The 25,078-nt window shown below is 43.6% G+C and carries 23 protein-coding genes; all 23 read left to right on the top strand.

The annotated features are described in order from the left end of the window. Positions 1 to 56: 56 nt before the first annotated feature. The 23 genes from recD2 (at position 57) to G630_RS0108255 (ending at position 25,036) form a co-directional block, all read left to right on the top strand. Positions 57 to 2,282 (top strand): SF1B family DNA helicase RecD2, encoded by a 2,226-nt coding sequence (recD2, locus tag G630_RS0108365; protein WP_026498320.1) that lies wholly within the window; start codon positions 57 to 59, stop codon positions 2,280 to 2,282. Beyond that, the gene (locus G630_RS0108360) at positions 2,272 to 2,991 is read left to right on the top strand and encodes a ComF family protein (protein WP_026498319.1); all 720 of its coding nucleotides are present in this window, start codon (positions 2,272 to 2,274) and stop codon (positions 2,989 to 2,991) included. Before recD2 ends, G630_RS0108360 begins: the two co-directional genes overlap by 11 nt. Positions 2,992 to 3,020: 29 nt before the next feature. Beyond that, the gene (locus G630_RS0108355) at positions 3,021 to 3,449 is read left to right on the top strand and encodes a flagellar protein (protein WP_022760325.1); all 429 of its coding nucleotides are present in this window, start codon (positions 3,021 to 3,023) and stop codon (positions 3,447 to 3,449) included. A gap of 8 nt (positions 3,450 to 3,457) precedes the next feature. After that, positions 3,458 to 3,847 carry a hypothetical protein gene (locus G630_RS0108350; protein WP_022760324.1) on the top strand — a complete coding sequence of 130 codons (390 nt, stop codon included), beginning with the start codon at positions 3,458 to 3,460 and terminating at the stop codon, positions 3,845 to 3,847. Positions 3,848 to 3,960: 113 nt separating this feature from the next. Beyond that, entirely contained in the window at positions 3,961 to 4,818 is an 858-nt protein-coding gene (locus G630_RS21240; RefSeq protein WP_242829917.1) for a hypothetical protein, read from the top strand. 5 nt (positions 4,819 to 4,823) lie between these two features. After that, the gene (gene cdaA, locus G630_RS21235) at positions 4,824 to 5,714 is read left to right on the top strand and encodes a diadenylate cyclase CdaA (protein WP_022760322.1); all 891 of its coding nucleotides are present in this window, start codon (positions 4,824 to 4,826) and stop codon (positions 5,712 to 5,714) included. Next, positions 5,711 to 6,997 carry a CdaR family protein gene (locus G630_RS0108335; protein ID WP_022760321.1) on the top strand — a complete coding sequence of 429 codons (1,287 nt, stop codon included), beginning with the start codon at positions 5,711 to 5,713 and terminating at the stop codon, positions 6,995 to 6,997. Before cdaA ends, G630_RS0108335 begins: the two co-directional genes overlap by 4 nt. Before the next feature lie 13 nt (positions 6,998 to 7,010). Next, positions 7,011 to 8,360, top strand: a complete 1,350-nt coding sequence (gene glmM, locus G630_RS0108330; protein WP_022760320.1) for a phosphoglucosamine mutase — start codon at positions 7,011 to 7,013, stop codon at positions 8,358 to 8,360. A 42-nt stretch (positions 8,361 to 8,402) separates the two neighbouring features. Beyond that, positions 8,403 to 8,666, top strand: a complete 264-nt coding sequence (locus G630_RS0108325; RefSeq protein ID WP_022760319.1) for an HPr family phosphocarrier protein — start codon at positions 8,403 to 8,405, stop codon at positions 8,664 to 8,666. 68 nt (positions 8,667 to 8,734) lie between these two features. Continuing rightward, positions 8,735 to 9,610, top strand: a complete 876-nt coding sequence (gene rfbD / locus G630_RS0108320) for a dTDP-4-dehydrorhamnose reductase (protein ID WP_026498317.1) — start codon at positions 8,735 to 8,737, stop codon at positions 9,608 to 9,610. 17 nt (positions 9,611 to 9,627) lie between these two features. Next, on the top strand, positions 9,628 to 11,424 hold the full coding sequence (locus tag G630_RS0108315; protein ID WP_026498316.1) for an LIC_10190 family membrane protein: 1,797 nt from the start codon (positions 9,628 to 9,630) through the stop codon (positions 11,422 to 11,424). Between the two features lie 67 nt (positions 11,425 to 11,491). Continuing rightward, positions 11,492 to 12,433: a GDP-L-fucose synthase family protein gene (locus G630_RS0108310; RefSeq protein WP_334291320.1), complete on the top strand. Its 942-nt coding sequence runs from the start codon at positions 11,492 to 11,494 to the stop codon at positions 12,431 to 12,433. A gap of 2 nt (positions 12,434 to 12,435) precedes the next feature. Next, positions 12,436 to 13,368 carry a glycosyltransferase family 2 protein gene (locus tag G630_RS0108305; protein ID WP_022760315.1) on the top strand — a complete coding sequence of 311 codons (933 nt, stop codon included), beginning with the start codon at positions 12,436 to 12,438 and terminating at the stop codon, positions 13,366 to 13,368. Then, entirely contained in the window at positions 13,368 to 14,138 is a 771-nt protein-coding gene (locus tag G630_RS0108300; protein WP_026498314.1) for a glycosyltransferase family 2 protein, read from the top strand. Before G630_RS0108305 ends, G630_RS0108300 begins: the two co-directional genes overlap by 1 nt. 10 nt (positions 14,139 to 14,148) lie before the next feature. Next, positions 14,149 to 15,558, top strand: a complete 1,410-nt coding sequence (locus G630_RS0108295; protein ID WP_022760313.1) for an exopolysaccharide biosynthesis polyprenyl glycosylphosphotransferase — start codon at positions 14,149 to 14,151, stop codon at positions 15,556 to 15,558. Positions 15,559 to 15,568: 10 nt separating this feature from the next. Beyond that, positions 15,569 to 16,702, top strand: a complete 1,134-nt coding sequence (locus G630_RS23490) for a hypothetical protein (RefSeq protein WP_026498312.1) — start codon at positions 15,569 to 15,571, stop codon at positions 16,700 to 16,702. 1 nt (position 16,703) lies between these two features. Continuing rightward, positions 16,704 to 17,513: a glycosyltransferase family A protein gene (locus tag G630_RS0108285; protein ID WP_026498311.1), complete on the top strand. Its 810-nt coding sequence runs from the start codon at positions 16,704 to 16,706 to the stop codon at positions 17,511 to 17,513. Then, on the top strand, positions 17,453 to 18,673 hold the full coding sequence (locus G630_RS0108280) for an EpsG family protein (protein ID WP_242829916.1): 1,221 nt from the start codon (positions 17,453 to 17,455) through the stop codon (positions 18,671 to 18,673). The genes G630_RS0108285 and G630_RS0108280 overlap by 61 nt, the downstream gene beginning before the upstream one ends. Position 18,674: 1 nt before the next feature. Next, positions 18,675 to 19,550, top strand: a complete 876-nt coding sequence (locus G630_RS0108275) for a glycosyltransferase (protein WP_044958990.1) — start codon at positions 18,675 to 18,677, stop codon at positions 19,548 to 19,550. Between the two features lie 11 nt (positions 19,551 to 19,561). Next, positions 19,562 to 20,896 (top strand): glycosyltransferase family 4 protein, encoded by a 1,335-nt coding sequence (locus G630_RS0108270; RefSeq protein ID WP_026498308.1) that lies wholly within the window; start codon positions 19,562 to 19,564, stop codon positions 20,894 to 20,896. Between the two features lie 243 nt (positions 20,897 to 21,139). Further along, on the top strand, positions 21,140 to 22,228 hold the full coding sequence (locus G630_RS0108265; protein ID WP_049946146.1) for a glycosyltransferase family 4 protein: 1,089 nt from the start codon (positions 21,140 to 21,142) through the stop codon (positions 22,226 to 22,228). A 19-nt stretch (positions 22,229 to 22,247) separates the two neighbouring features. Then, positions 22,248 to 23,336 carry a glycosyltransferase family 2 protein gene (locus G630_RS0108260; RefSeq protein ID WP_022760306.1) on the top strand — a complete coding sequence of 363 codons (1,089 nt, stop codon included), beginning with the start codon at positions 22,248 to 22,250 and terminating at the stop codon, positions 23,334 to 23,336. Then, the gene (locus G630_RS0108255) at positions 23,336 to 25,036 is read left to right on the top strand and encodes a hypothetical protein (protein WP_026498306.1); all 1,701 of its coding nucleotides are present in this window, start codon (positions 23,336 to 23,338) and stop codon (positions 25,034 to 25,036) included. Before G630_RS0108260 ends, G630_RS0108255 begins: the two co-directional genes overlap by 1 nt. Positions 25,037 to 25,078 lie beyond the last annotated feature (42 nt).

Here is a 25,078-nt window from a genome sequence, read left to right as displayed (position 1 = left end):
TTATTTATTCCCTCTTTTTAAACGAAGAGGGAATAGTTTTGTCCTTTGGGAGGAAAATGGAAGTAAAGGGATATATAGATCATTTTATATACAGAAGCCCCGACAGAAGCTATGGAGTTATGGTTTTTGTCAGCGACGGTGAGGAAATCACCTGTGTCGGGAGCTTTATAGATGTGGATGAGGGGGATACTCTTGAGATATCGGGAGAGATGACAGAACATCCTGTCTACGGTGAACAGATAAAGGTGACCGGCTATAAGATCGCCGCCCCGGATGATACGGAGTCGATGGAAAGATATCTAGGCTCCGGCGCCATCAAGGGAATCGGCGAGACTATGGCGAGACGAATTGTAAAGAAATTCGGTAAGGATACCTTCAGGATGATAGAGGATGAGCCGGAGAGGCTTGCAGAGATCAAGGGCATCAGTGAGAAAAAAGCAAGAGATATCGCCATTCAGCTTGCGGATAAGAGAGAAATGCGAGATGCCTTTGTTTTTATGTCCGGATACGGAATCACGGGCAACATGTCAGTCAGGATTTATGAAAAATATGGCAATCAGGTTTACAGGATTCTGAAGGAGAATCCCTATAAGCTTGCTGACGATATTGAGGGAATCGGCTTTAAAACCGCCGATGAAATTGCGTCCAAGGTGGGAATCAGCGTAGATTCCGATTACAGAATAAGAAGCGGAATTCTCTATGTGCTGCTCGAGGGAGCGCAGGACGGTCACAGTTTTCTTCCAAAGAGCGAACTCATAAAAAGGAGCGGGGAGCTTCTCGGAGTATCTGAGGACAGCATAGGAATGCAGATGGATAATCTCATGGTGGAGCGAAAACTCATCTACAAGGGGGATGATGAAGTATATGCTGCATCCTACTACTACGAGGAGCAGGCAATAGCTGTTATGCTTCGAGAGCTTAATCTGCAGGTCTCACATGAGAGCGAAAAAAGCCTTGAGGACAGAATAAAAAGGATTGAGAAAAGGCGTGGTATTGAGCTGGATGAACTGCAGAGAAAAGCAGCAGCTTCAAGCGCCGGAAACGGTGTCGTTATCATTACGGGCGGTCCCGGAACAGGTAAGACTACAACTATAAATACGATTATTGAATATTATGCCGAGGAGCAGATGGAGATAGTTCTGGCGGCACCTACCGGGCGTGCGGCGAAAAGAATGACCGAGGCAACGGGCTATCAGGCTTCAACTATCCACAGACTACTCGGAATGGGCGGCGGAGCGCCGCTGGAGGACCGGGGAGAGAAGACAAGGCTCCATTTTGACAAAAACGCTGACAATCCGATTGAGGCTGATGCCATAATTATCGATGAGATGTCCATGGTTGATATGCATCTTTTTGCATCGCTTTTAAAGGCCGTTATACCGGGAACACATCTTATTCTGGTGGGCGACAGTTCCCAGCTTCCGAGCGTCGGCCCGGGGCAGGTGCTGCGCGATCTTATAGAAAGTGAATGCTTTACAACCATTACACTTAAAAAGATTTTCAGACAGGCGCAGCAGAGTGATATTGTAATGAATGCACATCATATAAAGGATGGAGATCCTATAAAGCTGGATAATAAGAGCAAGGACTTCTTTTTCCTTAAAAGAGATAACGCGGATGTCATTTACAAGCATATGATTGAGCTGATCAGAGACAAACTTCCGGGCTATGTTGATGCCGGATCTGAGGATATTCAGGTGCTTACGCCCATGAAGCGAGGACCTCTCGGGGCGCAGACACTTAACAGCGTTTTGCAGAATTATCTGAATCCGGCCGACAGCGGGAAGAAAGAATATGTGCATGGAGAGAGGGTTATCCGTGTGGGAGACCGCGTGATGCAGATTCACAACAACTATCAGGCTGAGTGGGAGATATGCGGAAAAAACGGGATTGTTATCGAAAAGGGACTCGGCATTTTTAATGGTGATATGGGTGTTGTGAAGGATATCAATACCGTTATGAAAGAGATGACGGTTGAATTCGATGAGGGAAAATGTGTGACCTATCCCTTTTCCGAACTTGATGACCTTGAGCATGCCTATGCGATAACCATACACAAGTCTCAGGGCTCCGAGTATCCGGCGGTTATTTTGCCGCTTCTTGGAGGGCCGAGAATGCTTCTTAACAGGAACCTTTTGTATACGGCCGTGACAAGGGCTCAGAAATGTGTTGTGGTTCTGGGAAATACAGAGACTATTGATACAATGATAGGAAATGAGGAGCAGCTTAGACGCTATACGGGATTAAAGACAAGGATTCTGGAGGTGGCGGATGCAGGCTGAGGAACTTCTCGAGGGGGTCATTTCCATTCTGTATCCCAGAAGATGTCCGGTCTGCGACACTATTGTAAAACGTAAGGAAGGGCTGATACATCCGGAGTGTAAAAGGGTGATAAAGCCTGCAGGCAAAATTATCTGCATGAAATGCGGTAAACCTTTATTTGATGCGGATAAGGAGTATTGTCCCGACTGTGAAAAAACAAGACATTATTTTGACAGGGGGTTCGGTGTTTTCAGATACAGATCCATTTCCGGATCCATATACAGGTTCAAATATTCGGGAAGAAGAGAATATGCCGATTATTACGGGGAAGCTGCAATGCAATATCTTGGAAAAGTGATGAAAGCGATGCGTGCGGATGCCGTAATACCGGTGCCGATGTATGACAAAAAGCAGAGAAAACGAGGCTATAATCAGGCGGAAGTATTTGCGGATGCCCTTGGAAAAAGGATTGGAGTACCTGTCAGAAATGATATCGTAAGAAGGGTCAGAGACACGGTTCCCATGAAGATGCTTGACTCCTCCGAGCGCCGCTCGAATTTGAAAAAGGCTTTTAATATAAGCCAAAATGATGTAAAATTTAAGTGTATTATCCTTGTTGATGACATTTACACGACCGGCAGTACTATGGACGAGCTCGCAAGAGAATTCCGAAGACACGGGGTGGAAAGGATATTCTTTGTTACGCTTGCAATAGGCCAGGTGGTGTGAAAAATATGCACTGCTAATAGGAGGATATCATGAGTAATATTCGTAATTGTTCAAGATGTGGCAAGATGTTTAATTACATTGCCGGCGAGATGTTGTGTGATGTTTGCAAGAAGGAGATTGAGGAGAAATTCCAGGAGGTAAAGAAGTACATTCAGGAGAATCCCGGAAGCGGTCTCAAGCAGATTGCCGAGGACTGCTCTTGTCCAGCAAAGCAGATTAAGAAGTGGATCCTTGAAGAGAGACTTATGTTTACCGAGAATTCTCCGATTCAGATAACATGTGAGAATTGTGGAGCGCGTATTGCTACAGGTAGGCTTTGTGCTAAGTGCAAGGCTACGGTTACTAATGCGCTTAATGATACCGTTAAACAGCGTCAGCAGGCTCTTGCGGCTGAACTTGCAAAGAAACAGGCCCAGCAGCCCAGCTCGACGTCCGGAATGAAATTTCTTAAAACCTGAGGACTATAATGTTAAACGAGGAGAGAGTTATCCTGATGACCAGGATGGCTGCCTACGAGCAGCGTGAGGGGAAAGAGAATAACGCTATAAATTCGTATTTTCGCAGCGACTATGTCGGATTCCAGGTGCTGAGGTCTATTATCAGTGCCACAGTGGTATATCTGATACTGGTCGCTGCCTATGTGATGTATCATTTTTCTGATGTGCTGCAGGACGTATACAATACAGATATTGCTGCAACCGCACGGAAATATTTGGTCTACTACATTGCGCTTGTAGCTGTATATTCAGTGATTTCATACATCGTTTATTCTATCCGATACGGAAAAATGCGAAAGAATATGAGGGCATATTACTCCTGCCTTAAGAAGCTTGGCAGAATGTATGAAAAGGAATAAGGAAAATGACGTCTTTACTGGAAATACGAGAATATATCAAGAATTTTTATTTAAAATATGAGTTATACATAACATATATCTGGAAGTTTTTACTTTCTCTGATCGCGTTTACCATGATCGGTAATAAGATCGGTTATCAGGCTAATCTGACAAAACTGCCCATATTGCTTATGGCTGCACTATTGTGTTCCATAATGCCTTCCAATTTTATGGTGCTTATTTCTGCCGGATTTATTTTGGCACATCTTTATAAATTATCTCTGTTTTGCGCAGTAGTTGCACTCATTGTTTTTCTTTTGATGTTTCTGCTTTATTTCAGGTTTTCACCGAAAGATACAATTGCGGTAATGTTGACACCTATGTGTTTTTATTTGAGCATTCCTTATGTGATGCCTATCGCTCTGGGGCTTATGGGAACACCTGCTTCAATTGTTTCAATGTCCTTTGGAATAATAGTTGCATTTCTTGTGAATTATATTTCCGGGAACGCTACTACATTGACAGGATCACAGATAGAGGAATCTGCAGTACAGTTCCGGACTATCATTTCGGAGCTTTTATCCAATAAGCGTATGTGGGTGTTCATTGTGGCTTTTGCAATTACGCTTGCAATTGTTTATGTCATAAGACGCATGTCGGTTGATCATGCATGGACCATAGCTATTATTGCAGGATCTCTTGCAAATATAATATGTCTGCTTGTGGGCGACATGATTTACAGCACGGGACTTTCTTTCCTGGGAGTTATCGTGCAGACAATTATTTCAATTTTATTGCTCATGGTGCTTCAGTTCTTTGCCTTTAATCTCGATTATACGAGAATTGAGAAGGTGCAGTTTGAAGACGATGAGTACTACTATTACGTAAAGGCCGTTCCGAAGGTTACGGTTTCCACTCCTGCACCGAAGGTTAAGAAGATAAATGTATCCGGTGCGGGCAAGGATTACAGAGGTAAAGACCGAGGCGAGTAAGATAGATGCAACAGATCGTATTTTTTCTTGAAAACAATCTGACAAGCCTGCATATGCCAAGAGTCAGGGCACTTGATGTCATCGAAATGCTGATCATAGCGTTCCTGATCTACCATATTCTGGTTTGGGCCAAAAACACGAGACTATGGTCCCTTTTAAAAGGGGTCGTAGTTATTGTTGTCTTTATAGTTATTGCCGCAGCATTCAATATGTCGACCATCCTGTGGATAGTAAGGAACGTATTTGGAATTGCTGTAACGGCTATGGTTGTTATTTTGCAGCCGGAACTGAGAAAGGCGCTCGAAGGTATAGGCAGAAGAAACTTTTTCCATGGACTCCTCAATTTTACTGAGACAACGGAAGAGGGAAGATTTTCAGATAAGACAATAAATGAGATTATAAGGGCCTGTGTGGAGATGGCCAAGGTGAGAACGGGTGCGCTTATTGTTATTGAGCAGCTTTCTTCTCTTAATGAATACGAGAGAACGGGTATTGATATTGATGGAATGGTAACAAGCCAGCTTCTTATCAACATCTTTGAACACAATACACCTCTCCATGACGGTGCGGTTATTATCAGAGGTGACAGAATAACATCGGCTACCTGTTATCTCCCTCTTTCCGACAATATGGAGCTTGGAAAAGAGCTTGGAACAAGACATCGTGCAGGTGTCGGTGTTTCCGAGGTTACAGATTCACTTACCATAATTGTTTCCGAAGAGACAGGAAAAATAAGTGTTGCTTACATGGGAGAGCTCGAGAGAGCAGTCGACAGTGAGCGCCTGAGAGAGAGACTGAGACAGATACAGAATAAGGCTACTGAAGATAAGAAAGAAAAGAAGGACAAAAAGAAAAAAATAATAAGTAACAAAACGGTGAAAGGAAAGGCGAAATGAAGAAGCTAAATTTGACTGCCAATCTGGGGCTGAAGATTGCTTCGCTTTTATTTGCCGCACTTCTTTGGTTCCTGGTTACAAACATAAGTGACCCTGTTGATTCAGTGAGATTCAGCAATGTTCCGGTCACATTTAGAAATGCAAACAGTATAACGGATAACAATCAGGTGTATCAGGTTTTGGAGGACAGTGATGTAATATCCACGGTCACCGTTTATGCACCCAGATCCATAGTTGATTCCCTGAGCAGGGATAATGTTGTTGCCATAGCCGATCTTGAGAATACCACTAATATCGATGGCACATACTATGTTGCAATTCAGCTTAACACAAATAAATATGTAAATCAGATTCAGAGCATAACGGGAACGATAGATTCCGTTAAGCTGAATATAGAGGGAAGAGATTCCAAGACACTTCCTATTTCTGCCTCTACGACGGGTACCTTGACTGATGGGTATATAATAGGTGATGTCGTTACTGATCAGAACCAGATCAGAATTACAGGTGCAGAATCAATCGTTCAGAGTGTAAAGACAGCTTCTGTAAACGTCGAAGTAACCGGTTATACCACGAATATCGGAACCAATGCAGAGATTCATCTTTATGATGCTGATGGCGGAGAAGTTTCGAAGGATAATCTGAAGCTTAGCAGCACCTCAGTGGGTGTAAGTGTAACAATTCTGGCAACCAAGAGAGTTCCTGTAACATATCAGGTATCGGGAGTTCCGGCTGAAGGATATGTTGCTACCGGAGAGATCGATACCGATACAGACAGTGTTCTGCTTGCAGGAAGAATGTCAGTGCTTAACAAGATTGATACGATCACCGTTTCTGATGATTCACTTGATCTGACGGGACGTACGGAAGATTTGACGACTACAATAGATCTGTCCGCATATCTTCCCGGCAATGTAAGCTTTGGTGATGAGGACTTCAATGGTATTGCAACTGTTGTTGCATATATTGATAAGAAGAGCGATAAGGCACTCAGCATACCCTACAGTCAGATCGAACTTATGAATATCCCTGAGGGATATGATGCTCAGATAGTTGACGATAATAAGACCTTTACACTTTCAGTAAGCGGACTTTCGGCGAATGTGAATGCCATCAGTGAAAAGGATGTATCCGGTATCATTGACGTATCACAGATTAGCGAGGGCGGCGAAGATGCAGCAGGAACCTACAGGACAGCTGTATCGCTTTCGCTACCGGGTGGGGTGACAACCACCGATACGGTTGAAGTTACCGTTAAGCTTACGAAATTAGAAGAGAATTAAGGTGGAGGAATATATGGCAAGATTATTTGGAACAGACGGCGTGAGAGGCGTAGCCAATGACGAGCTTACACCCAGCCTTGCGATGCAGCTTGGACAAGCCGGAGCATATGTGCTTTCAAAAGAAAACAAACACAGACCGACAATTATGGTTGGCTGTGATACAAGACTTTCAGGAGATATGCTTGCTGCCGCACTTATGGCAGGGGCATGCTCGGTAGGCGCCAATGTTGTTAATGTAGGTATTTTACCTACACCCGCAGTTGCTTACCTCACAAAGAAGTATCGTGTGGATGCAGGTGTTGTAATTTCAGCATCCCACAATCCTATGGAATTCAACGGGATCAAGTTCTTTGACGGAAACGGTTTTAAACTTCCGGATTCCATGGAGGATGAGATCGAGGAGCTTATCAGGAATAACCTCGAGGGCGTAAAAATGCCCACCGGAGCAGGAGTGGGTAAGATTAAAAACCGTACAGATGCCAGAGAGGAATATATCAACCATAGCCTTAACTGTGTTGATGTAAGACTCGATGGAATGAAGATTGTAATGGACTGCGCCGAGGGCGCAAGCTCCTACACATCCGTAGAGACCATCAGACAGACAGGCGCTCAGGTTATCGCGATTCATACAAGCCCGGACGGTACAAATATTAATTCGAATTGTGGATCAACCCATATGGAAGAGCTTATGGGAAGGGTTGTTACCGAGAAAGCGGATATAGGACTTGCCTTCGACGGAGACGCTGACAGATTCCTGGCAGTTGATGAGAATGGAAAGCTTGTTAACGGCGATGAGATTATGGCCATAATCGGTAAGCACATGAAGGAAAAGGGTGAACTTAAAGGGGACACAATTGTTGCTACCGTTATGAGTAATCTTGGATTCTTCAAGATGGGAGAGCGAGAAGGAATCAAGATTGAAAAGACCAAGGTAGGAGACAGATACGTTCTTGAGCGCATGAAAGAGATTGGCGCAAACTTTGGAGGAGAGCAGTCTGGACACATCATCTTCCTTGATGACAACACCACAGGAGACGGACTTCTCTCAGCACTTCATCTTCTGAAGGTTATGAAGGAAACCGGGAAGAAGCTTTCAGAGCTGGCACAGATTATGGATGTAATGCCGCAAGCTCTTTGCAATGCGACAGTGCCTACTCATAAGAAAGATCATTATATGGAATATCCCGAGATTGCAACAGCCATTGAGGAACTTGATAAGAAGTTTGCCGGCGACGGCAGGGTTCTTATCAGACCATCCGGAACAGAACCCCTTGTTCGTGTAATGATAGAGGGCAAGGACCAGAAAGTAATCGAGGAAGAGGCAAAGAAGCTCGCAGAGCTGATTCAGAATGTAATGCTGTAATTCAAAAGGGGAACTACGGCTTAAAAATATAGGGGAATTAGTATGATAACAAAAAAGGTGATTATTAAAAATCCAACAGGGCTGCATCTTCGCCCTGCAGGAAATTTATGTAAGGTCGCCATGAATTATAAATCACACATAACATTTATGTATGGCGAGAATTCGGCTAATGCCAAGAGTGTACTAAGTGTACTTGGCGCATGTATAAAGTGCGGCGATGAACTTGAATTCAAATGTGAGGGACCTGATGAGACGGAGGCTATGGAAGCCCTGGTCAATGCTATAGAAAATGGTCTCGGAGAATAATATGAATTATATGACGGACGGCATTTATGTCGTCCGTAAACTCATATTAGAGAAGGAAGGATATCGTAATGAAAAAAATAATTGTTACAGGATGTAACGGTCAGCTTGGAAGAGCAGTTAATCTCGAGCTCGGCAAAACAGGTGAATATGAACTTGTTAATACTGATGTTTTTGAGGGAGATGGTATAACTCCTCTTGATATTACAAATGTTGATGCTGTTACAAAGCTTGCTAGACAGGTTAAGCCTTATGCGATAATCAACTGTGCTGCATATACAGCGGTAGATGCACAGGAGAGCGATGTGGACCTTGCTTATAAGATCAACGCAATCGGACCCAGAAATCTTTCAATAGCAGCTACCGAAACAGATGCAAAGCTTGTTCATATCTCAACTGACTATGTATTTGCCGGAGACGGAAACAGACCCTATACAGAGTTCGATAAGACAGGACCGGTCAGCAAATATGGTATAACTAAGCTGGCTGGTGAGCAGTTTGTTGAAAAGTTTGCTAAAAGATACTTTACGATACGTACAGCATGGCTTTACGGTGATGGTAAAAACTTTGTAAAGACAATGCTCGGTCTTTCAGAGAAGCTTGACGAAGTAAGTGTTGTATGCGATCAGCTCGGTACACCTACAAGTACCTATGAGCTTGCAAAAGCAATTCATTTCCTTCTTGAGACAGAAAATTACGGCCTTTTCCACGGAACCTGCGAAGGAGATACAAACTGGGCTGATTTTACAGAGGAGATTTTCAGACTTGCAGGCAAGAGTACAAAAGTAAATCATGTCACAAGTGCCGAATATTCCGCTAAAAATCCCCAGGCAGCACCGAGACCGGCCTATTCAATACTTGAGAACTACATGTTCAAACTCACTTCGGATTTCATGTTTGCGGACTGGCATGAAGCTATAGAGAGATATTTAAAGGATATTCTTTGATAAGGATAACTCATTAGATGCTCGCGGTAATACTTAATTGGCTCTATGTGTCAATAACTACATATATAATCGGCTTTGCCACTTTGCGTGGGATATCATCAATCGGTTGCATGTCCACTGCGAAGGGGCAAAAAAAGCTCACCTATAGCTACAAATACAGGGAAAGTATACTTATAGCCGGAATTCTGATGGTAAACCTGCTTGCTGAATTTTTCAGCATCATAGGCAGGGTTTCTCTCGCTGCCAATATCCTTCTGATCTTTATCTGTCTTATTTTATTTGCCCAGTACAGGGAGGAAATAATAGAGAGTCTGACTGAAGGGATCCGGGAGATAAAAGAATCCGGAAGCTTCTGGCTTTATGTGCTGATTTTTCTTTTGATGGCCTATGGAACTTCCCATGGGCTTATGCATTATGATACGGATCTTTATCATGCCCAGGCAATCAGATGGATTGAGGAGTATGGTATGGTCAAGGGGCTTGGCAACTTGCATTTAAGGCTTGGCTATAACAGCGCGTCCTTTGCATTATCAGCCCTGTACAGCGGTGCTTTCTTAGGGAAATCCCTGCATGCAATGGCAGGATATTTTGCACTTCTTCTGGCGTGGCAGTGCGCAGATCTTAAGAGCATAGCAAGAAGAGGACACATCGTATTATCTGATTTTGTGAGGGTAATTGCTATTTATTATCTTTTCACAGTCTTTGATGAGATTGTTTCACCGGCGTCGGATTATTTCATGGCGACAATGGTATTCTATATAGTAATTCATTGGCTTGATCTGTATGCTATGCATGAGAGAGCTTTTTTGCCGCATGCGCTGCTTGCAATCTGTGCGGTCTGGGTGACTACCATCAAGCTGTCGGCGGCACCGCTTGTCTTGCTTGCGATTTACCCTATTGTAAGGATTATTAAAAAGCAGAAGAAAGCAGGGTTAAAGCCTATCTTATTATGCGTTTTGTTTAGCATTTTTATAGCACTTCCCTATTTTGTAAGGAATGTTGTTATGACGGGATGGCTGGTTTATCCTTTTACGGGAGTTGATTTGTTTAACTTCGCCTGGAAGGTTCCGGTTGAAACCGCCATAAGCGATGCCCATGAGATTGCTGCTTACGGGCGAGGCTTTACCGATGTGGCCATGTATAATGCCCCTTTTGGTCAGTGGTTTCCCGCATGGTTTTCTGCTCTGTCATTATTTAACAAAATGATGTTTGTGATGGATCTGGTATGCTTGCCGGTTTTCATAGGATGCGTCATTTATTATGCTATTTCGAAAATGACAGCTGCAAAAAAGGAGAAAAACGGTGCCGGCGGAAATGTGCAGAAGATATTTATGATGAGTCAGAGAAAAGCAGTGGCGCTTTCGGACTTTTTGTTTATTGAAGGAATTTCTTATGTTGCGCTGATATATTTTGTCTTTACCGCGCCTCTTGTGAGATACGGATGCGTTTATCTGTGGCTTCCGGTTACCATTCTTGCGGGACGGTTTGTCATTCTTTTTGATAACAGAGTGAATCCGCCACAGAAGAAATATATCTATAAAGCAGTAATAGCACTGTTTGCGGTTTTTATGTTCTATAAATGCGGAATGCTGATAAAAGATGATGTACCAAGATTCAGAGCTCAGTATCTTCTTTCGCAGCAGGATTACAATAAGTATGAAGTAGGACAGAAAGTTATCGGAAATGCTGTGATTTATTATCCTCTGGAAGGCGACAGGACTGGCTACGATGCCTTTCCTTCGACACCTGCTCCCGATGGTTTTGTACTTGAGGGAAACGATATTACGGATGGGTTTTTACCGGCAGGGCGTTAAAATGGAAAAAAACTCTATATTATAGTAAAATAGAGTGTTGTAGTTTGAATTTTAGGAGAAACACATGATGGAAAAAAATGCGAAGATTTATGTTGCGGGCCATCGCGGAATGGTTGGCTCTGCAATTGTAAGAGAACTTGAGAAACAGGGTTATACAAATATCATAACCCGTACACATAAAGAGCTTGATCTTACAAGACAGGATGCGGTTGAGGAGTTTTTTGCAAAGGAAAAGCCGGAGTACGTTTTCCTTGCAGCTGCTAAGGTTGGCGGAATCGAAGCTAACCAGAGTGCACTTGCGGATTTCATGTATGACAATATGATCCTTGAGATGAATGTTATAAATTCAGCCTGGAGAAATGGCTGTAAGAAGCTGGAGTTCCTCGGATCATCATGTATATATCCCAGAATGGCGCCGCAGCCCATGAAGGAGAGCTGCCTTCTTACAAGTGAGCTTGAAAAGACAAACGAGGCATATGCCCTTGCCAAGATTTCAGGACTTAAATACTGCGAGTTCCTGAACAGGCAGTATGGAACAGATTATATCTCGGTAATGCCCACAAACCTTTACGGACCAAATGATAACTATCATCCGACTCATTCCCATGTTCTTCCTGCACTTATCAGAAGATTCCATGAGGCTAAGGAAGCCGGAGAAAAGAAGGTTGTATGCTGGGGTGACGGCTCACCTCTGCGTGAATTTTTGTATGTTGACGATCTTGCTAACCTTTGCGTATTCCTTATGAATAATTACAGTGGCAACGAGACTGTAAATGCCGGAACAGGTAAGGAGCTCACAATAAAAGAGCTGGCGGAGATGGTTGCCAGAGTTGTGGGCTACGAGGGAGAAATCGAGTGGGATACCACAAAGCCCAATGGCACGCCCAGAAAGCTGCTTGATGTATCCAAGGCTGCTTCACTCGGCTGGACCTACAAGACAGAGCTTGAAGACGGCATAAGACTTGCATATGATGACTTTTTGAACAACCCCATGAGGGCGGAGAGATAATAATGAAGCTTATAAGCATAATTGTACCCTGCTACAATGAAGAGGAAAATGTAAAGGATTTCTACGATGAACTCATGAAGACCGAGAACTTCTTCAAGGATAATGATGTTTCGATGGAGATCATTTATGTGAATGACGGCTCTAAGGACAATACTGTAGCAGAGGTTAAAAAGCTTAGAGAGACAGATGAAAGAGTACATCTGATTAATTTCTCGAGGAACTTCGGAAAGGAAGCCGCAATATATGCGGGACTTCAGAAATCCAAGGGAGATTATGTCGTGATGCTTGACTGTGATCTTCAGGATCCGCCGGCTATGCTGCCCGAGATGTATGGCTACATAGTTAATGAGGGCTTCGATTCGGTTGCTACGAGAAGGGTTACCAGAAAAGGTGAACCGCCGATCAGATCCTTTTTTGCAAGAAGATTTTACAGTCTCATAAACAGAATGTCCAAGACGGAGATCGTGGACGGAGCCAGAGATTACAGATTGATGACCAGGCAGTTTGTGGATGCTATTCTCTCCATGGAGGAGTACAACCGTTTCTCGAAGGGACTTTTCGGATGGGTAGGCTTTTCCACAAAGTGGCTTGAATTTGAAAATATCGAGAGAAAAAAGGGCGAGACCAAGTGGTCTTTCTGGAAACTGTTTTTATATGCGCTTGACGGCATAGTTGCGTTCTCGACAGTACCGCTTGCTTTTGCATCGATTCTCGGAGTAGTGTTCTGTTTCCTTGCGATAATACTGATAATTGTGACGATCATCAGAAAGGCAGCTTTCGGAGATCCGACAAGCGGCTGGCCGTCTCTTGTGTGCATTATTTCACTGGTAAGCGGAGTGCAGCTTTTCTGCCTGGGAATAGTAGGGCAGTATCTGAGCAAGACTTATCTTGAGGTTAAGCACAGACCTATTTATATCATTAAGGAAGAACTCTGATGGGAAACGACCGCAGCCTTGAAAACCGCATAAGTATTGTGGTGCCGGTATATAATGCTGAAAGCTATATCTCGGAAACAATTGCCATGGTGGGGCAGCAGACCTATGAGAACTATGAACTTATACTGGTAGATGATGCTTCCTCTGACAATAGCGCGGCGCTCATAGAGAGTGCAGCAGTCGGTGATGACAGAATAAAGCTTATAAAAAAAGCTTCCAATGGAGGCGCGGCTTCCGCAAGAAATGCCGGAATAAGTGCCGCAACGGGACGTTATCTTGCGTTTCTTGATGCAGATGATATCTGGAAACCGGATAAGCTTGAGAAGGAGCTTTCATTTCTTAAGGAAAAGAAGGCGGCATTTGTTTTTACATCATATGAATTTGGAGATGAAAATGCGAATCCCACTGGGAGAATTGTTCATGCTCCCACTACACTGACTTTTAAGGAAGCGCTTTCGAGAACGGTTATTTTCACTACAACCGTGATGATAGATATGGATGTGCTTCATAAGGAAAAAATATTTATGCCTCAGATTGAAAGTGAGGATACGGCAACCTGGTGGACTATATTAAAAGGGGGAACGGTTGCTTATGGGCTGGATGAGGTTCTTGCGACCTACAGAAGACCTGCTAAATCACTTTCATCAAATAAATTTACAGCAATCAGAAGAATTTGGGGTCTATACAGAAAAATAGCCGGATTGTCTATTGCCGCCAGCCTGTACTATTTTATCGGGTGGGCTGTTCGAGCGACTGTTCGCCGGCTGTAAGGGTAATTGTATGAAACAGATTGAATCTATAAAAAGAGTATTTGTATTGTGCCTGGGGCTTATAGGGCTTTTGATGCAGACTGTTGTCTATGGCTATTTCTGGATTAAAACCTATTACCCGCTGGTATCTGCGCCTAGAATAAGCGCGGACGGATATCAGCTGGGAGCCGGTCTTAAGCTGTATTTCCGCGGACATGTGCTTGTGATTGCAATCTATTTCGTTTTGATGCTGTTTTTCTCGAATACCTACGGGGGCCTGAAGATAGGATATCTGAAATCCATGGATATTTTCCTGTCTCAGATCTTTGCCCTTTTCATGGTTAATGTAATTTCTTATTTTCAGATATCACTTATGAGAAACTGGCTTGTGCCGGCGTTTCCGATGCTTGAAATACTGATTGTGCAGATGGTGATTTCATTTTTGTGGGCCGTCTGTACCAACTGGTTATACAGGGCTATTTTCCCGGCAAGGCAAATGCTTCTTGTGAGCGGTGAATACCCTGTGGATGATATCCTTCGAAAATTCAATTCCAGACAGGATAAATATAATATTGTAAAGTGCATGAATATCAGCGAAGGCCTCATGAATATAGAAAGGGAGTGCCTTGAGCGATATGATGCCGTTGTAATCTGGGATATTCCCACCAAGGACAGAAATAAACTGCTTAAGTTTTTGTACTCAAATTCTATAAGGGTTTATATGATGCCTAAGATTACTGATGTGCTGGTTAAGGGATCGACACAGATGCATCTGTTCGATACACCTGTACTGCTTCTTAGAGAGTACTACTTAAAGGTAGAGCAGCGTGCCATCAAGAGACTGGTGGATATCATCTGCTCGCTTATCCTGATAATCCTCACATCGCCTATCATGCTGATAACAGCTATAGTTATCAAGCTTTATGATCACGGCCCTGTGCTGTATAAACAGATTCGCTGCACAATAAACCAAAAAGAGTTCAAGATCATGAAGTTCAGGAGTATGAGAGTCGATGCCGAAAAAGATGGTGTTGCAAGGCTTGCGACCAAGAATGATTCAAGAATAACTCCTATCGGTAAATTTATCAGAGCCTGCAGAATTGATGAACTTCCACAGCTCTTCAACATCTTAAAGGGCGAGATGTCCTTCATAGGACCGCGTCCCGAGAGACCTGAGATAATTGAGCAGTACATGGAGACTATGCCGGAATTTGCCTTCAGAATGAAGGTAAAGGCAGGACTTGCGGGCTACGCTCAGGTGTATGGCAAGTACAATACGACACCTTATGATAAATTAAAGCTCGATCTCGCTTACATAGAAAACTATTCGGTATGGCTTGATTTCAAGCTCATGCTGCTTACTCTTAAGATACTGTTTACTCCCGATGCAACCGAGGGAGTGGAGGAGACACAAACAACCGCATTGAAGAAACCTGAATAATGAGGGAACCATGGCCGCAAAACGAGAAAACTACGACAACGAAATACTAAACCTTCGAGCATTCTACCTTACTCTTCTTCGTAAGATCTGGATACTCCCGCTTTTTGCCGTAATCGGTGCGGTTGTAGCCGGAATCATATATTTTCTCGCAAATGTGGTATATGCACCTGCAAGGAACTATGTGACAGAGTCAACTCTTTATCTGTACTTTGCCTACGATGAAAATAAAGGAAGCGAAGTTGATGCCTACAATGCCTACACCTGGAATATTCTGGTAAAGGATGAGGATACCGATCTTCCCATCAAAACAAAAGATAACATTCTGGATATGACAATGGAGAACCTAGAGAAGGCAGGCTATCATGAGGTACCGGGAGTTTCAAGGCAGGTTGTTAAGGATTCCTTAAATGCAGATATCCCCTCAGATGTGAGAGTGATGATTCTTACTGTATCCAATCCTGACAAGGAACTTTCGGGAGCGATTGCTGCTGCAGCGGGTGAGGCACTTGTAAAATACGGTGATCTGAACGACGCCTTTACACAGATTAAGCTAATCGGAAGAACAGAAACCAAAATGGAACTGATTCCTGACAGAATGGGAGTGGCTGTAATTCTCGGTGCTCTGATCGGCTTTATTATCGCTACTCTGGGGCTCTTGATCATAAGATCCATGGATGATACCGTATATGTTCCCGAGGACGCCGAGAGGAGATATTCCCTTCCGGTTCTGGGTGTTCTAAGTTCAAAGGGACAGGAAGAGCCTTCGTTTTTCAGAAATGAGCTGCTGCTGGTATTTAAGGATAAGTTTAAAGCGAATAATAAGATTGCACTCATAAGTGCGGACGATAAAGATGGAATAGATAATGCAAAGCGAGCAGCAGAGAGGCTGACCGAGGTCATAGGAAACGGACTTGCGGGAGAGATGCCCTCTGTAAATGCGATGCCTCTTCCCGGGAATGATAACGAATCCCGCGAGAAGCTTTCAGGTGTGGACGGCGTTATTATTCCCGTAAAAATGGGAGAGCACAACGGTGCTATGACAGAGCACCTTATTTCACTTTTAAATAAGCTTGGATGTAAGATTTACGGCATTGTCATAGTTGATGCCGATATGAAGTTTCTTAGCAGATACCTGGGACTTTGATATGTCGAGAATACAATTGCTTGTGGCTGCCGTGCAGCAGGATACGGAAGAGCTTCCGTCAAAAATGAATATTCAGTCGGATGCGGTAATTGTGAATCAGTGCGACAGGGATCTTACTGAGGAAAATGATTATACCGACAGACTGGGTAAATCTCATGTGATAAAGACGATTAACAAGGCTGAGAGAGGTGTTGGACTGTCACGAAATCTGGCGCTCCAAAATGCGGATCATGAGCTTTTGCAGTTTATTGATGAGGATATTGTTCTGGATGATGGGTACACAGCTCTTATGGAGAACGAGTTTGATTCTCACCCCGAGGCAGACATGCTTTTGTTTAATGTAAAGGCGGTGGAGGGGAGACAGACCTATCACAACACAGACTTTGCAAGGGTTACCTGGAAAAATTACGGAAGATATCCTGCTTACGCTATAGCTGCAAGAACAGCGGCCCTTAAAGGGATTAATGTAAAATTTTCCGTTTTGTTCGGAGGCGGAGCAAAGTACAGCAACGGTGAGGATTCTTTGTTCCTTCACGATTGTCTGAAAAAGGGATTAAAGATTTACAGGACGGGGGTTTCAATCGGACATGAGGAGTCCGACAGACCATCAACCTGGTTTACGGGATTTAATGATAAGTTTTTCTTTGACAGAGGAGTGCTCTATCACTTTTTATACGGAGCGCTTGCGGGAGCTATGAGCCTTCGCTTTTTACTTGTGCACAGAGATGAGATGTGCAGGGAAAAATCCGTATGGCAGTGCTACAGACTTATGAAGAAGGGCATCAGACAGGGAAGACTGGAGCGGTTATGATAGTTTATATGTCACTTACGCTTGTGACTCTGGCGATCGCATTTCTGATAAAAAGCGGAGATGTAAGGCCTGCAGTCATAGGTAGCGGTCAGTATAATTACATATATCGCGGAATCAGCAGAAAGCAAGTGAGAAATGTAATCGGACTTTTCTCACTATTTGTGCTTTTAACAGGTGTGTCCGCAATAAGGCTGAACGTCGGAAATGACTACAGTAACTATGTGGAATTCATGCACAGGACCTTCAGTAATGCCTACGTTCCGACGGAGCCCGGGTTTAATTACCTCACGAAGTTTGTCTATACGCTGTCGGGATTTGAAAACTATGTGGCCGTGTTTGCAATTTTTGCCGCAGCGACGGTTTTCTTTTTCCTTTCTGCGCTGTACAGACAGTCTGAGGATTTTTTTCTGAGCTTTATCATGTTTATGTTGCTCGGATATTATTTCCAGTCCTTAAGTACGGTCAGATATTATCTGGCGCTGGCTGTGGCGCTGTATTCGATTCGTTTTTGTCTAAACGGAGACTGGCCGAGATTTATTATTCTGATTTTGTGCGGGGCACTTTTTCACAAGTCGCTGATAGTAGTGCTGGTGCTTTATCCGCTGGCATCGATGAAGTGGAAGAGATGGATGTATATAGTGCTTTCGGCACTTTGCTTTTCCTGCATTTTTCTTAAGGATGTATATCTGGTGGTGGCGACGAAGCTGTATCCTTCTTACGAGGGAACAGAATATTTATCCGGCGGAACCAGTGCTATAGGTATAGCAAGATGCGTGGCAGTGCTGTTTTTAGCTGTATTTGTGCTTGGGAAGAATATCGTAAGTGATAAGAAAATGAGCTTCTATTTTTATTCGAATCTAGGTGCATTGCTGCTGTATGTATTCTGTTCTTTTTTGCCCACGGTTTCGAGGATTACCTATTACTTTATGGTGACACAGATATTATACGTGCCGGCGCTGTTAAAAAGGCTTATGGCAGATCCTGATTACAAACGATATAAGGCGGGGCAGATGCTTAAGGTTCTTACAGTAGTTGGATGCGTCCTTTATTTTATAATGTATATGAGAGGGGCAGCAAATGATGGAGTAAGAATTCTTCCCTATGAGACTATCTTTTTCCATGAACTGCCCGCAACGCTTTCAGAGCGAGGATTTGGTTGATATGAAAAAATCATTTTTTACGATAATTGTAGTTTCATATAATGCAGGCGAGGACCTGTTAAAGACTCTTAAGAGCATAAAAATGCAGACCTTCAAGGACGTCTCCATTGTCATTAAGGATGGCGGCTCCACTGACGGATCTTATGAGAAGGCCAGGGACTTCCTTTCGGATGATGAAAAGTGCGGAAGAGCTCTTTTTATAAAGGGGAAGGATCACGGCATTTACGATGCCATGAATATTGCGGTCAGTGCTGTTAAGGAGGAAGCAGGAAATAAGGCGAAGGATACAGAGCCGGGCTTTATCTATTTCCTTAATTGCGGCGATATTTTTTCAAACAGCAAGGTGCTTCAAAAGGTTCACAGTAAGATAAAGCTTGATGAGAAGAATTCGGGTACGATTGTTCCCTCAATTTACTACGGTGATATATATGAGATGAAAACCTCACAGAGGGTTTCTTCGGTGCCAAAGATCAATGATTTTGCCTGCTACAGAAATGTTCCGTCGCATCAGGCATGCTTCTACGATGAGAGACTTATGTACAGATATGCCTTCGATACTGTTTGGAAGGTGAGGGCTGACTACGAGCACTTCCTCCGCTGCATTTATGTTGAGAAGGCGCTGGCTATTTATATGAATCTGCTTATTGCGGATTACGAGGGAGGCGGCTTTTCCGAGACAAGAGAGAACAGGAAGGTTTCGGAGACGGAGAGGCAGCAGATAATTCATCTCTACCTTCCGAAGAAGCAGATACAGAAATTTGATCTTATAAGAAAACTGACACTGGCTCCGCTGCGGACAAAAATTGCGGAGAACCCGAAAACGGCAGGAGCTTATAACAAGGTGAAGAGTTTGGTATATAAGCTTAAAAGGCATTAAATGAGGAAGATATGAAAGTTTTATGGGTGTGTAACATCATGCTCCCTGCTTTTGCAAAGGCGAAAGGACTTGCATGGTCAGACCGCGAGGGATGGCTCTCGGGTGCTTACGATAAGATCCTTATGGGGAAGGAAAATTGCAACATCACACTGGGTGTGGCATTTCCCGCAGAGGATATGGGCAGGGATGCTGTGAAAATTGAAAATGTGAGCTTTTATGGCTTTTCCGAAAACCTTAATGCGCCTGAGATATATGATGAGAAGCTGGAGGACAGGTTTAAGGAGATATATGAGAGCTTTCAGCCTGATCTTATCCATGTGTTCGGGACGGAGTTCCCGCACAGCCTTGCTGCGATCAGAGCTTTTGGCAAGCCTGAGAGGACGCTTCTTGGGATACAGGGGCTTTGCAGTGAGATAGAAAAGGTGTATATGGCGAACCTTCCCGAGAGTGTCTGCAATGATATGACTTTCCGCGATAAATACAAAAATGATTCTCTTTTGCAGCAAAAGGAGAAGTTTGCAAAGCGCGCGGAAAACGAGATAGAAGCCATTAAACTCACCGGACATATCACGGGGAGAACCGGTTTTGATAAAGAGACAACTTCGAAAATAAATCCCACTGCAAAATATCACAAGATGAATGAAACGATGCGTCCCACTTTCTATAAGGATGCTTGGAGAGCTGTAAATACGGTTCCGCACAGCATCTTTCTGTCACAGGGAGATTATCCTTTGAAGGGATTTCACTTTGTGTTGGAAGCGGTTCCTGAGATACTTAAGGAGTTTCCTGATACTAAGATATATGTTGCGGGAAACAGTGTCATCGGAAAGATAAAGCGAAAGACAGTTACGATTCCCGACGAGCAGAAGAATTCCTCGGGAAAGAGCAAGTATCCCATGGCTATCAGAATTTCAGCCTATGGTAAATACTTAAAGAGACTTATAAGAAGAGGCAGACTCGGTGGTAAGGTTGTGATGCTGGGAAAGCTCTCTGCAGAGCAGATGAAGGAACAGCTTCTTAAGTGCAACCTGTTTATTTGTCCTTCGATTCTGGAAAACTCGCCCAATTCCATGGCAGAGGCCATGCTTCTCGGGGTTCCCGTGGTTGCTGCCGATACCGGCGGAATCCCGGATATGCTTGAGAAAAATGTGGACGGACTTTTGTTTGAAGCAGGAAATCCCGAGGATCTTGCAAAATGTATCAGACAGATGTTCCGAGAGCCTGTTATTGCAGCTGTGTACGGCGATAACGCCCGCAAGCACGCGATGATAACCCACGATCCCGCCGCCAACTTCAAACGGCTCGTGGAGATATATAAAGAAATATGCCTTCCCCTTGAGGGATAGATGAAGAATAATATGTCTTCCCCTTGGGGGATAGATGAAGAATAATATGCCTTCCCCCACTGGGGGAAGGTGGCACGAAGTGCCGGATGAGGGGTATAACATAAATTGCTAGGATTAAATATCACCTTTATCTCAAACTTCATAAACCACCACCAGATTCCCCTTTGTGATGAGATGTACTCCCGCATAGGCGATGGTTTCTCTTTCATAGAGACACAGCCCATGGAGGAGGGACGACGAAATATGGGATGGAATTCTGATACGGACAGCATCCCTTATGTTCACAGAATGTATGAGGATGAGGATGCATGCGCAGGGCTTATAAAAAACTGCGATGTACTTATGCTTGGTTGGACCGGTCAAGACAAGGCGAGCCTTACGGAGAGACTTATAAAAGAAAGACTCGACTCCGGAAAACCAGTGATTCGCGTCAGTGAAAGAATCTATCGCGAGGGAAGATGGAAGGCAATTTCCCCAAGAGGTTTAAAAGCAAAATACGAGGAGCATATAAAATACAAGAATTCACCGGTATATATGCTCTGCGCAGGAGCGTATGTCTCGGGAGACTTTAGCCTTATAGGTGCTTATCCCGGGAAGATGTATAAATGGGGATATTATCCACCGCTACGACAGTATACGGATGAAGCGCTTGACGAGATGCTTTATAAGGATGGCGATCAGCTTAGGATCTGTCTTGCATCAAGACTTATCAAATTAAAGCATCCTGAATTTGCGGTAACAGCTGCAGAAATACTGCGAGAAAAGGAAATTGATTTCCATATAGATGTGGTCGGAGACGGACCGCTTGCCATAGCCCTTTCGAAAGAAATACGGCAAAGAGAGCTTTTGACAAATATCACCCTGCACGGAGCTGTCAATCCCGACAAAGTGCGTGATATCATGGAAAAAAGCCATGTATTCATCTTTGGCAGCAATTATCTCGAGGGCTGGGGAGCAGTGGTAAATGAAGCGATGAACAGCGCCTGCGCGGTTATTGCATCCTCTGAAGCCGGAGCTGTGCCCTACCTCATAGAGGACGGCGTGAACGGACTTACCTTTGATAACTGCGATGAGAATGAACTTAGGAAAAAACTCACAGATTTCATAAATCTATCAACCGAAGAAAAACGTGCCCTTCAGAAAAATGCCTATAAAACGATCGAGACTACCTGGAATGCAAAATGCGCGGCAGAAAGACTCCTTTCATTTTGTAAGAGCATTACCGGCGGCACGAATTACAATACGCCTAAGGATGGCCCCATGAGCATCGCGAAGGTGCTTAAAGCGCCGGGCTTCATCCGAACCCTCAAGGAAGACAATCACCTGGAATGAGGGGACAGGAGAATACAATTTGTTTACAAAAAAAATCACCATAATCATACCCGCATATAACATAGAAGACCTTATAATCCGCTGCATAGAGTCAGTCTGTGCCCAGACTTACCCCGATGAACTACTGGAGATCATAGTTGTGGATGACGGCTCTACCGATGATACCTACGCTCGTGTCCAGAATTACATTGACTCACATGGCTTTAATGCTGACGGAAAAGATAGTTCCACGCAGGATAGCAGTAACGCAGCAGCCGGAGAAAAACCACGCATCCTCCTGCTCCACCAGGATAACGGCGGCAGCAGTAAGGCGAGAAATTTGGGGCTCAGTGCGGCGACCGGCGATTATATAGGTTTCGTCGATGCGGATGACTATGTGGACCCGCATATGTATGAGACCTTGATGAAAGCCATAATCAAAAACAGCACTGAAAAGGAACCTGTTCTGATGGCTCAGATTTCAAGGGATGAGATTGCAGAGGATGGTACAAGACTTCCGGATGTCTGCATCCCGCCTGTTACGGAAAACACTGTGACCGGTGCTGAGCATATGAGGACACTTCTTATGCATACAGGTGACGCCTCATTTTGTACCAAGCTGACAAGCAGGAAGCTTTTTCAGGGAGAGTGCAAAGGCTTCCCGGAGGGTGAGCTTAACGAGGACTTTTATCTCATGATACACATGCTGAAGAGAGTGAAGAAGCTCGTCATTCTTCCGCAGCAGTATTATCATGTTTTTTACAGAAGCGGAAGTAACTCAAGAAAGAAAGCTGATCAGAAGGATTACTTCCCGCCGGTATTTACGGATATAGTAAGAAATTCGGATGTTGCAAGAAATCTTGTGAAAAAGAACTTCCCTGAACTTAAGGAAGAAGCTATGCGATTCTGCCTCATTCAGAGGCTTGATTATCTGCTGCACATACCGATCAGTAAGATGAATCGCCATAACCGTTTCTATAAAAAGAACGTGGTGGGCTTTTTGAGAAAGCATATAAGTAACATCTATAATAATGAGTATATGACTAAAAGGGATAAGACATATCTTACTCTTTTTGTAATAGCACCAAAAACAATCAGGGTTGTGCACGCTAAAATTCGAGGACTTTGATGAAAATAATCGCAAAAAAATACAACTTACTTTTACTGGTTATCCTGGTTTTGCAGATAGTTACTATCTGCTTTTTTGGCGTACAAAAAGAGGGATTTCATCAGGATGAGTATTATTCATATTTTTCTACAAACAGAAGCTTGGGGTTCTACTATCCTGACAGGGAATGGGTGGATACAGATACTCTTCGGGATGAGTTTGTAGTGAAAAAGGGCGAGGGATTTAATTACGGACTCGTTCATCTTGTGCAGTCCTGGGATGTCCATCCTCCGCTTTTTTATGATATGCTTCATACGGTTTGTTCACTGACACCGGAGGTCTTTTCAAAGTGGCAGGGGCTTATCGTCAATATAATTGCGTTCATAATAAGTTTCTTTCTGTTAAACAGTCTTGCGAAAAGTGTGGGCATGAGCAAGGGATTAAGGCTTATCCTGATGTTTGCTTACGGTTTTAATCCCATGACGATATCCTGTGTGATGTTTATAAGGATGTATATGTGGCTCACGGTTTTCGTGCTCGCTTCGGCGCTGTGTCACATGAGACTGATAAATCTTATAAAAAAATATTACGATGGAAGCGAGATAACAGGATATACTCTCGCAAAGCCCTTTGACAAAAACTTTAAGAGTAAATTCGTAAGAAGAGTTTTGGACATTGCTGCCATAAGTTTCCTGGGATTTCTAACACAATACTATTTCCTGATTTTCATGGTAATGATGGGGCTTGCGGTCGGAATATGGTTCCTGTTCCTCATGCCAAAGAACAGTGAGTTTATCCGGCAGGCTGCATCTATGGCAAAGCGGTTAATATACATTCTGGTATATGGTATCGGCTGCGCGTTTGCTCTTGGCTGCGCCGTTCTTGTATATCCGGCGTCACTTTCACATATCTTCAGGGGGTATAGGGGACAGGAGGCCCAGGCTGCCTTTGCAGATGGCTCCAATATCATAGAGCGATTCGGATTTTTTATTGGTCTTGCGAATGATTACCTTATGTCGGGTATGGTATGGCTTATTATCGTGATGATAGTAATCGCTCTGATAGGACTGTTCTTTTTTCTGAGAATAAAACGAGAGAAGGATAAACTTCACATTGCTAATATCCGAAGCCTTTTTGCTGCTTCGGCGGGTTATTTTTTTGTAGTTGCAAAAACCGCACTTCTTCTCGGCGATACTTCAAACCGTTATGAGATGCCGATTTATCCGATAATACTTTTACTTGCGGTCTATTTCACAAGAATCGGACTGAGAGTCATAGTGGGAGCCAGAAAAATAAAAGAAATAGCGATACCGGTTTTGGGTACCTTTTTAATATTTGCGGTTATAACAGCAAAGGGACTGTTCATCGACCGGAATGTGCTTTTCCTATATCCGGAGGACAAGGATAGAATCGAATTCTCAGAGGATATGAAGACGCAGGATGCAAGGGCGGTGGTTATATATAACAGTGCTACTCCCGATAACATCTGGAGACTTGCGGATGAGTTGCTCGTGTATGACAAGCTCTACTATATAGATGCGGATAATACAGAGGATATAACAGACAGCGAAATTGCGAACGCGGATATACTTGCAATATATGCTGCGGATCATGAAAACAGGGATGAGATACTGAATTCTTTGATGAAATGTAATCCGATTTTGTCATGGAGCGGTCAAATATCACAGAAGGATATGTGGACCGTATATGAAATGCAATAATTTGTAGGAATTCCTTGATTATAGTATAATCTATTAGAATTA

It is taken from the genome of Butyrivibrio sp. WCD2001 (assembly GCF_000424485.1).
Taxonomy (GTDB): Bacteria; Bacillota; Clostridia; order Lachnospirales; family Lachnospiraceae; genus Butyrivibrio.
Note: the sequence above shows the minus strand (reverse complement) of the source record. Positions and strands in the feature narration are given on the sequence as shown.